The sequence below is a fragment of the Stenotrophomonas sp. 2201_Sma genome, from assembly GCF_056486685.1.
In genome coordinates, this window is the sequence record NZ_CM151329.1 from 4,447,648 (window position 1) to 4,456,464 (window position 8,817).

General features: G+C 66.5%; 8 protein-coding genes. 2 read left to right on the forward strand and 6 right to left on the reverse strand.

Annotated features, from left to right (window positions below):
• Positions 1 to 68 precede the first annotated feature (68 nt).
• Positions 69 to 1,238 (reverse strand): class I SAM-dependent rRNA methyltransferase, encoded by a 1,170-nt coding sequence (locus ACZLIF_RS20385; protein ID WP_128987811.1) that lies wholly within the window; start codon positions 1,236 to 1,238, stop codon positions 69 to 71.
• Between the two features lie 350 nt (positions 1,239 to 1,588).
• Here ACZLIF_RS20385 and ACZLIF_RS20390 point away from each other — a divergent pair, with 350 nt between their 5' ends.
• Together ACZLIF_RS20390 and ACZLIF_RS20395 are read left to right on the forward strand one after the other, a co-directional pair.
• Positions 1,589 to 2,551, forward strand: coding sequence for a TerC family protein (locus tag ACZLIF_RS20390; RefSeq protein ID WP_053517229.1), 963 nt, complete (start codon positions 1,589 to 1,591; stop codon positions 2,549 to 2,551).
• 103 nt (positions 2,552 to 2,654) lie between these two features.
• Positions 2,655 to 3,416 carry a rhomboid family intramembrane serine protease gene (locus tag ACZLIF_RS20395; protein WP_128987812.1) on the forward strand — a complete coding sequence of 254 codons (762 nt, stop codon included), beginning with the start codon at positions 2,655 to 2,657 and terminating at the stop codon, positions 3,414 to 3,416.
• Between the two features lie 70 nt (positions 3,417 to 3,486).
• On the opposite strand, the gene ACZLIF_RS20400 is transcribed toward ACZLIF_RS20395, so the two are convergent.
• The 5 genes from ACZLIF_RS20400 to rpmH all read right to left on the reverse strand — a co-directional run bounded on the left by ACZLIF_RS20400 (position 3,487) and on the right by rpmH (position 8,563).
• The gene (locus ACZLIF_RS20400) at positions 3,487 to 4,602 is read right to left on the reverse strand and encodes a glycerophosphodiester phosphodiesterase (protein WP_065182139.1); all 1,116 of its coding nucleotides are present in this window, start codon (positions 4,600 to 4,602) and stop codon (positions 3,487 to 3,489) included.
• Positions 4,603 to 4,745: 143 nt separating this feature from the next.
• Positions 4,746 to 6,095: a tRNA uridine-5-carboxymethylaminomethyl(34) synthesis GTPase MnmE gene (mnmE, locus tag ACZLIF_RS20405; RefSeq protein WP_128987813.1), complete on the reverse strand. Its 1,350-nt coding sequence runs from the start codon at positions 6,093 to 6,095 to the stop codon at positions 4,746 to 4,748.
• Positions 6,096 to 6,207: 112 nt separating this feature from the next.
• Positions 6,208 to 7,923 carry a membrane protein insertase YidC gene (yidC, locus tag ACZLIF_RS20410; protein ID WP_128987814.1) on the reverse strand — a complete coding sequence of 572 codons (1,716 nt, stop codon included), beginning with the start codon at positions 7,921 to 7,923 and terminating at the stop codon, positions 6,208 to 6,210.
• Positions 7,923 to 8,417, reverse strand: coding sequence for a ribonuclease P protein component (rnpA, locus tag ACZLIF_RS20415; protein ID WP_080375251.1), 495 nt, complete (start codon positions 8,415 to 8,417; stop codon positions 7,923 to 7,925). The genes yidC and rnpA overlap by 1 nt, the downstream gene beginning before the upstream one ends.
• Positions 8,418 to 8,422: 5 nt before the next feature.
• A complete protein-coding gene (gene rpmH / locus ACZLIF_RS20420) occupies positions 8,423 to 8,563 on the reverse strand; it encodes a 50S ribosomal protein L34 (protein WP_005411729.1) in 141 nt (46 codons plus the stop codon).
• Positions 8,564 to 8,817 lie beyond the last annotated feature (254 nt).

An 8,817-nucleotide genomic window follows, 5' to 3' on the forward strand; every position in this document is an offset into this window, starting at 1 on the left:
GCCCGGCGGATCTTGAGGCTGTCAGACAGATCAGCCGAGCGTGGGCTCGGCTCTACAGCGCCACGCGGTCAATCAACCACGCGGCAGAACACCGCCTTCAGGTAACGCGATTCCTGCACGTGGGCCATGAACGGATGATCCGCGCCGGCACCGGCAACCTTCAGGATCTGCAGGGTGCGGCCGGAGAAATAGGCCGCACGGCGCAGCATGTCCAGGAACTGGTCCTCGGCCACCAGGCCGGTGCAGGAGAAGGTGGCGAACAGGCCACCGGGCTTGACTACGCCCAGCGCCAGCTTGTTCATGTCCAGGTACTTCTTCAGCGCATTGATCACCTGGTCGCGGTCGCGGGTCATCTTCGCCGGGTCCAAGATCACCACGTCGTACTGCTCACCGCGGTTGGCGGCGTCGCGCAGCCACGGGAAGATATCGGACTGGATGAACTTCGGGCGCACGTTGTTCAGGCGCGAATTGCCCTTGGCGATCTGGATCACGTCTTCATCGATGTCGATGCCGACCACGTCCGAGGCCCCGCGTGCCGCTGCATAGACCGCGAAGCCGCCGGTGTTGCAGCACAGGTCGAGCACGCTCTTGCCTTCCACCTGCTGGCTCAGCCATTGCCGGTTCTCGCGCTGGTCGGCGAAGAAGCCGGTCTTGTGCGCGCCGGCCGGATCGGCGCGGAACTTGATCCCGTACTCGGTGATCACCGACGCTTCGGTGGTGGTGTTGCCGTGGAAATCGAAGCTTTCCTGCTTCTGCACGTGTTCGTCGGCGAAGCTGTGGAAGCGGCAGCCGGGGAACTGCTCACGCAGCGCATCGTAGATCCACTCACGGTGGCGGAACATGCCGGCGGCAAAGAACTCGACCACCACCAGGTCGCCGTAGCGATCGACCACCAGGCCGGACAGGCCATCGCCCTCGCTGTGCACCACGCGCCAGGCGTCGGACACGGCGTCCAGCTTCAGCACGTCACGGCGCAGCGACACCGCCTGGGCGATCTTGCGCGAGAACCAGCCGGCATCAACCGCAACGGCCTGATGGGTTTCAAGAATGCGCACGGCGATGCGCGAGTGCCCGTTGTAGAACCCGCGCCCGATGAATTCCCCGTCCACCCCGACCACGTCGACGAGGGAACCGGGCTTGGGCCGGACGGTCGGCTTCTCGACCAGTTTCTGGAAGATCCACGGGTGGCTGGAGCGCCACGCGTTCTTGAGGCGGACAATCGGAAGGGGGGTATTCATCCACCCATTGTAAACCGGGCGCCGGGGTCGGATCCCCGCAGGGGCTCTGACCCCAGTGTGGCGACGGCCCCGGGGTCGGAGCCCCGTTGGGGATCCGACCCCGGCAAACCGGCATTTGACGGCGGCGGGGCCAGACGGCAGAATCGGCGCCAGAAGGGGAGTAGCTCCCAGACGTTGTCGCCGTCATTTCGAGCCCGCAGGCTCCGGTGCAACGGCAGTTCCAGCCGACTGGAACTGCGAGCGAGACCTTCGCCGTACTGGCGAAGCTCTGTCCCTGGATCCCCTCCCGATCCTCCGTTGCAGATCCTCGCCGTCCGGCCTGGCATTCATCTTTCCAACGGACATTCCCAATGCAGACGATCGGTAACATGTGGTTGTGGGGCGGCTTCGCAGCGGTGGTGGTCATCGCCCTGCTGGTCGACCTCGTGTTGATGCGCCATGGTGGCCCGCACAAGGTCACCTTCAAGGAGGCCCTGTGGTGGTCCATCGGCTGGGTCGCGCTGGCCCTGCTGTTCAACGCCGGCCTCTGGTACTACCTGAATGAGACGGCCGGCCAGGTCGTGGCCAACAAGGTCGGTCTCGAGTTCCTGACCGGCTACCTGGTCGAGAAGGCGCTGGCGGTGGACAACATCTTTGTCTTCCTGATGATCATGAGCTACTTCGCGGTGCCGGAGGAACAGCGCCAGAAGGTGCTGATCATCGGCATCCTGGGCGCGATCGTGCTGCGTACGATCATGATCTTCGCCGGCAGCGTGCTGATCAGCCAGTTCCATTGGCTGCTCTACGTGTTCGGCGCCTTCCTGCTGTTCACCGGCTGGAAGATGTGGTTTGCCGCCGGACAGGAGCCGGACCTGGAGAGCAACCCGGCCCTGCGCTGGATGCGCAAGCACCTTCGCCTGCTGCCGGAGTACGCCGGCAACGCCCTGAGCGTGAAGCGCGACGGCGTGCGCTGGTTCACCCCGTTGTTCGCGGTGCTGATCCTGATCGCCGTCACCGACGTGATCTTCGCGGTGGACAGCATCCCGGCGATCTTCGCGATCACCACCGATCCGTTCATCGTGCTGACCTCCAACGTGTTCGCGGTCCTGGGCCTGCGTGCGATGTTCTTCCTGCTGGCCGGCATGGCCGACCGCTTCCACCTGCTGCCGTACGGCCTGGCACTGGTGCTGGGTTTCATCGGCATCAAGATGATGATCATCGACCTGTTCAAGATCCCGACCCCGGTCTCGCTGGGCGTGGTCGCGCTGATCATTGCCGCCACCGTCGTGCTGAGCCTGAAGTACCCGCCCAAGGAAGGCGAAGGCCAGGCCTGATCGCGGCTGGCAGACATGGCCAGCGGGATTGTCCCGCTGGCCGCTTCCACTCTCCCGCAGCGGTGGCCTTGGTTTCGCGCCAGCCACCGCCATTGCTTGAGGTATGAACAGCAACGCGCCCCTGCCCGCCGGCGACGTGCCGGCCCCCCGCAACGACCGCCTCCGCATCCTGCGGGCGTTCAATGTCAGCCTGGCCGCCGTGCTGGTGCTGGTGGTCGTGTTCGCCCTGCAGGGCACGTTCGACTGGCGCCCCTGGGCGGTAGCGCCGCTGGAAGCCAAGGGCCTGCTCGGCGGCCCGCTGCTGCATGCCTCGGTCGAGCACATCGCCGCCAACAGCATCGCGATCCTGATCCTCGGCACCCTGGCCGGAAGCGTCTATCCCAGGGCCACCGTCCGGGCCCTGCCCCTGCTCTGGCTGGGATCGGGTGTGGGCGCATGGATGCTGGGCAATCCCGGCAGCGTCCATCTGGGTGCCAGTGGCGTGACCCACGGCCTGATGTTCCTGCTCGCCGGCCTCGGCCTGCTGCGTCGCGACCGCGCCGCCATCGCCACCGGCCTGATCGGCATGCTGTTCTACGGTGGCATGCTGATGACCATCCTGCCGCATGCCGACGGCGTGTCCTGGCAATCGCACATGGGCGGCGCCTTCGCCGGCATCATCGCAGCGCTGCTGTTCCGCACCGCCGACCCGCTGCCACCGCGTCCGCGCTACAGCTGGGAGGACGAGGAAGAGAGCGCAGAACCGCTGGCCGACGATGAACTGGAGCCGCCGTCGCCACACCGTGTGCCGGTCCTGTGGCAGCCGCGCGAAGGGCAGGATTACGTGGTCATCCCGTTCCGGCGGCCGGACGAGCCGCGCGGCTGAGGTGGGATGGGTCCCGGGCATGGCCCGGCACCCCGGGTAGCGCCGGGCCATGCCCGGCGGCGTTGACGCTTCAGTTCGCCGCGTTGCCCGCCGCGCCAGTGCCATCCACCGCCTGCCGGCCCAGCGCCGGGTCATCGGTGAAGAACGCATCGATGCCGGTGGCCAGATAGGCGCGCATCTCGGCGATCGAGCCTTCGGCATTGCGCGCGTTGTCCGCCCCCCTGCGCAGGTTGCTGGGCTGGAACTGATTCTCCGGGCGGAAGGTATACGGGATCACCATCAGGCCGGCCGCGTGCGCATCGCGCACCAGCGCGGTCGGCGTTCCCAGTGCACCGTTGGCGTCCAGCGGAATGATCGAGCGCAGTTCAGGACCGATGCCATCGGCATAGGCCGCGATGTCCTTCAGGCCCGCAGGAGTCATCATCTGTGCGTAGGTCAGCGTGCCCCCGGCCTTGGCGACGTCGGCCGGCTGGGTATCGCCCTTCCACAACAGCTGCAGCAGGCGGATGTTGCTGTCCTGCGGGATCTTGCTGCGCAGGTAACGCAGGTTGGCGGTCTCGAAGGACTGGATGGTGACCGGGCCGACGTTGGTGTAGGCATTGCCACGCAGCGCGGCCAACAGTTTGTCTTCCATCGGCAGACCGATGGACTGGAAGTAGGTCGGATGCTTGATCTCCGGCACCAGACCGATGCCGCGATTGGCGCGGCCGGCCTGCTGGACCAGGAAGGCGAGGATTTCATCGAGACTGGCGATGCGGAACTGGCCGTCGTAGGCGGTGCTGCGCAGGTCGGGCAGGCGTTCGCGCGCGTACAGCGTCTTCAGCTCGGCCAGGGTGAAGTCTTCGGTGAACCATCCGTCCACCGTCTGCCCGTCGATGACCTTGCGGGTGCGGCGGCTGGCGAATTCGGGATGCGAGGCGACATCGGTGGTGCCCCCGATCTCGTTCTCATGGCGGGCCACCATCACCCCGTCCCTGGTCATCACCAGGTCCGGTTCGATGTAGTCGGCTCCGTCGGCGATGGCCTGTGCATACGCAGCCAGGGTGTGTTCCGGCAGCAGCGCGCTGGCGCCGCGATGACCATAGACCGACGCCCTGGCCGCGGCCGGGAGAGAAGATTCAGCACTCATGGCCACCGATGGTGCCACGGCCAGCGACAACAGCAACGCACAACCCCACGACTTCACTGCAACGTCCCCCAACGGTAGGTGATGGGCGGCAGTATGCGGCGGCAATGTGACAGGAGGGGGACCTGGGGTCGGATCCCCGCAGCGGCTGTCACCCCATGTGGCAAACGGGGTCAGAGCCCCTGCGGGAATCTGACCCCGGCTTACTTCCCGATGCAGAAGCTGGAGAAGATCCGTCCCAGCAGGTCATCGGCGCTCATCTGCCCGGTGATCTCACCCAGCGCGTCATGCGCCAGCCGCAGCTCTTCGGCCGCCAGTTCCAGGTGTTCGTGGGCCAGCTCACCATCTGCGCGCTGCGCGTGTTCCTGCGCACGCTCGATTGCATCCACGTGCCGTGTACGCGCGGAGAACTCGCCGTCCACCTGTTCGCCCGCGCCTGCCGATGCGATCGCGCGCAGGCGCGCGTGCAGGTCCTCCAGTCCGGCACCGGTGGCGGCCGAAACGAACACACGGTCCGGATCGTCCACGGTTGGGCCGGCCTGCAGCAGATCCGACTTGTTGTGGATGTAGACCTTGTGCGGCACGGCCCGCACCGCTTCGCCGATGGCCGCCTCGCCCGCCGCCGGATCGCGTGCATCCAGCACGATCAATGCCAGGTCGGTGCGTTCGATCTCCACGCGCGCGCGGCGCATGCCTTCGCGTTCGATGGCATCACCACCATCGCGCAGGCCGGCGGTATCGACCAGGGTCAGCTCCAGTCCATCCAGGCGGATGGTCTCGCGCAGCGTGTCGCGGGTGGTACCGGCGATGTCGGTGACGATGGCGCGTTCGCTGCCGGCAAGCGCATTGAGCAATGAACTTTTGCCGGCATTAGGCGGGCCGATCAGCACCGCGTGCAGGCCATCGCGCAGGCGACGGCCACGCTCGGCATCGCGGCGCAGCAGGGCCAGGTCGCTGCGTGCCAGTTCCAGCCCGCGGCGCACCTGCGCGCCGCCCAGCGTATCCAGCGGCTCATCTACAAAATCGATGGCCGCTTCCACATGCACGCGCAGCAGCACCAGCTGCTCGACCACGGCGTCGATGCGCCGCGAGAACACCCCGTCCAGCGAGCGACGGGCAGCACGCGCGGCGCGGTTGTCGCCCGCAGCGATCAGATCGGCGATGGCCTCGGCCTGAGCCAGATCGAGCTTGCCGTTGAGGAAGGCGCGCTCGCTGAACTCACCGGGCCGCGCCTGCCGCGCGCCGAGCGCGATGCAGCGTGCAACCAGTTGCTGCAGCAACACCGGGCTGCCATGGCCCTGCAGTTCCACCACTTCTTCGCCGGTGAAGCTGTTCGGTGCCGGGAACCACAGCACGATGCCATCGTCGATCACCTCGCCGTCGGCGTCGCGTAGACGTGCGTAATGCGCGTGACGTGGGCGCAGGCCGGTTGCGCCCAGTGCGTTGGCGATGGCGGCGGCGCGCGGGCCGGACAGGCGCAGGATGCCGACGCCACCTGCACCTGGCGCGCTGGCGATGGCGACAATGGTGTCGGTGCGGGCTGCCTCATTCATCGCTTGGAACGTCTCCGGTTGCGCACGCGCGGAATTCTACCGCCTCATGCGAAAAGCCCGCCTTGCGGCGGGCTTCTGCTGCGGTCAGCCGGCCAGCGGCCGATTCTACCGATTACTTCTTCTTGACCGGAGCCGACGCGGCGGTGGCCGGGACCGGGTCGCCGCCATGGCGCTTGGTCATCCACCACTGCTGCAGCAGGCCCAGGCCGCCGTTGACCACCCAGTACAGGACCAGGCCGGACGGCATGAAGGCCATCATGACGCCGAACACCAGCGGCATGAACTGCATCATCTTCTGCTGCATCGGGTCCATGCCCGGCGCAGGCGTGAGCTTCTGGGTGAACCACATCACCGCCACGTTGATCACCGGCAGGATGAAGTACGGGTCACGCGCGGTCAGGTCCTGGATCCAGCCCAGCCACGGCGCCTGGCGCAGTTCGACCGACTCCACCAGCACCCAGTACAGGGCGAAGAAGATCGGCATCTGGATGAGGATCGGCAGGCAGCCGCCCATCGGATTGATCTTCTCCTTCTTGTACAGCTCCATCATCGCGGTCTGGAACTTCTGGCGGTCATCGCCATAGCGTTCCTTCAGCTGCTGGATGCGCGGCTGGAAGCGGCGCATCTTGGCGCCACTCTTGTATTGCACGGCCGACAGCGGGTACAGCACCAGCTTCAGCAGCACCACCAGGCCGACGATCGCCCAGCCCCAGTTGCCGACCAGCTTGTGCACCTGGTTGAGCACCCAGAACAGGCCCTGGCCGATCACCGCCATCATCGAGAAACGGCTGTAGTCGACCACGCGATCCAGGCCCGGCACGTCTTCCTTGGCGATCAGGTTGACCAGCTTGGGGCCGACCCACAGGCGCGCTTCGGTGCTGGTGGACTGGCCCGGGGCCAGGGTAAAGGCCGGTCCGCGCGCTTCGATCAGGTCACGACCGTCCACCTGCGACAGCACGTAGTGGGCGACCTGGTCCTTCTGCGGGATCCACGCGGTGAAGAAGTGGTGCTGCAGCATCGCCAGCCAGCCGCCGGTGATGTTCTGGTTCAGCGCACCGTCCTCCAGGTAATCCTTGAACGCACGACGCTGGTATTTTTTGTCGTTGTCGTACCAGGTGGCACCGTTGAAGCTGAAGGAATCCGGGTTGGTCATGCTCCGCGACAGGATGGTCGGGGTGCGGTCCAGGGTGCGGTAGACGTAGCCGTTCCACGTGGTGGCGCCGGCATTGCTGACTTCATCCTTGAAGCGCACGGCGTACTCGTTGCGCGAGACAGTGAGGGTGCGCTTGATGGTCACGCCGTTGTCGGCGGTCCACACGAACGGGATCTGCAGTTCGTTCTGGCCCTTGGCCAGCACGAAGTCGCGGGTGTCACCGACCAGCTTGAAGCCGTCGGCGCCGGGCACCGGGGCGTTCTTGTCCTGGCTGGCCCAGCCGCTGATCGCGCTGTACGGATGCGCGGGATCTTCGGTCAGCAGGCGGACCGGCGGGCTGCCTTCATCCTTGGTCTGCGGGAACTGCAGCAGCTCGGCGTCGAGCACGCGGCCCCCGTCCAGTACCAGGCGCAGGACGTCGGTGGTGACGGTCACGCGCTGGGCGGCCGGGGTCGCGCTGGCCTGGGCCTGCGTGGGCGCCTGGCCCGGGGCCGCCGGCACCTGGGCGCTGGGAACGCTGCCTGCGGCGGCGCCCGGCACGGTCTGCGCCGCGGCCGGGGCCGAACGGGCCGTCGGAGCAGGGGTCGGAGCGGCCTGCTCGCGGCTCCACTCCATCCACAGCAGCACGGCCACCATCAGCCAGGCAAAAATGAGAAATACGCGGGTCTGGTTCATCAGCGGACAGGCTCGGCGGGGCCGGAACGCGGTGCCGGCTCGGTCAAAGAGGGAGTTGCGATGCCATCAGGCGGCGGCATTGTGCCGTCCACGCCCGGCGCGGGCAATGCACGCAGGCGGCGCAGCAGGCGCAGGAAGGCCTGGCGGATGTCGTCATTGCTGGCGTGACGCGCAGCACTACGGGCCACGACGACAAAGTCGCCTGGCTGGATATCGGTTCGTGTCTGACGCAGGATGTCGCGCAGGACGCGCTTGATCCGGTTGCGCCCGACGGCGTTCGGATCGACCTTGCGGGAAACCGCCAGACCCAGCCTGGCCGGCCGGTCAGCCGGCAGCCAGTGCAGGGTCATCAGCGGATCGGACACACGGCGGGCGCCGTTGAAGACCGTTGAGTATTCGGCACGCGTGCGAACCCGCGCAGAGCGAGGGAATCGCTTGCGCGGGTCTGCAGTATTCACTGTCGAAGGGATTGCGTCTGCCGCGATGTGCGGCATGGCAATCAGGCGCTCAGGACTTTGCGGCCCTTGGCGCGGCGACGCGACAGGATCTTGCGGCCGTCAGCGGTCTTCATACGGGCACGGAAGCCGTGGTCGCGCTTACGCTTGAGGTTGCTGGGCTGGTAGGTGCGCTTGGTGGCCATTGGGGCCTCTCGTATGAATGGGACGGAAAGAACCGGAAATTCTAGAGAGGTACCCCACCCTGCGTCAAGCCCTGGGGACTACGCGAATTCACCGGCCTGTGCAATAGCTGTGGATGTTTTTGTGAATAAGTAGGGGACAAGCATTCCGAAGGCGGGCGCGCGGTGGTAGTCTGAGCCATCCATTTCCCCCCTTTCCGGCCTGTGTTTGGGCGCCTTGTCGCGCCCCCACCCCGGCCATCGGACGATTATTGCTG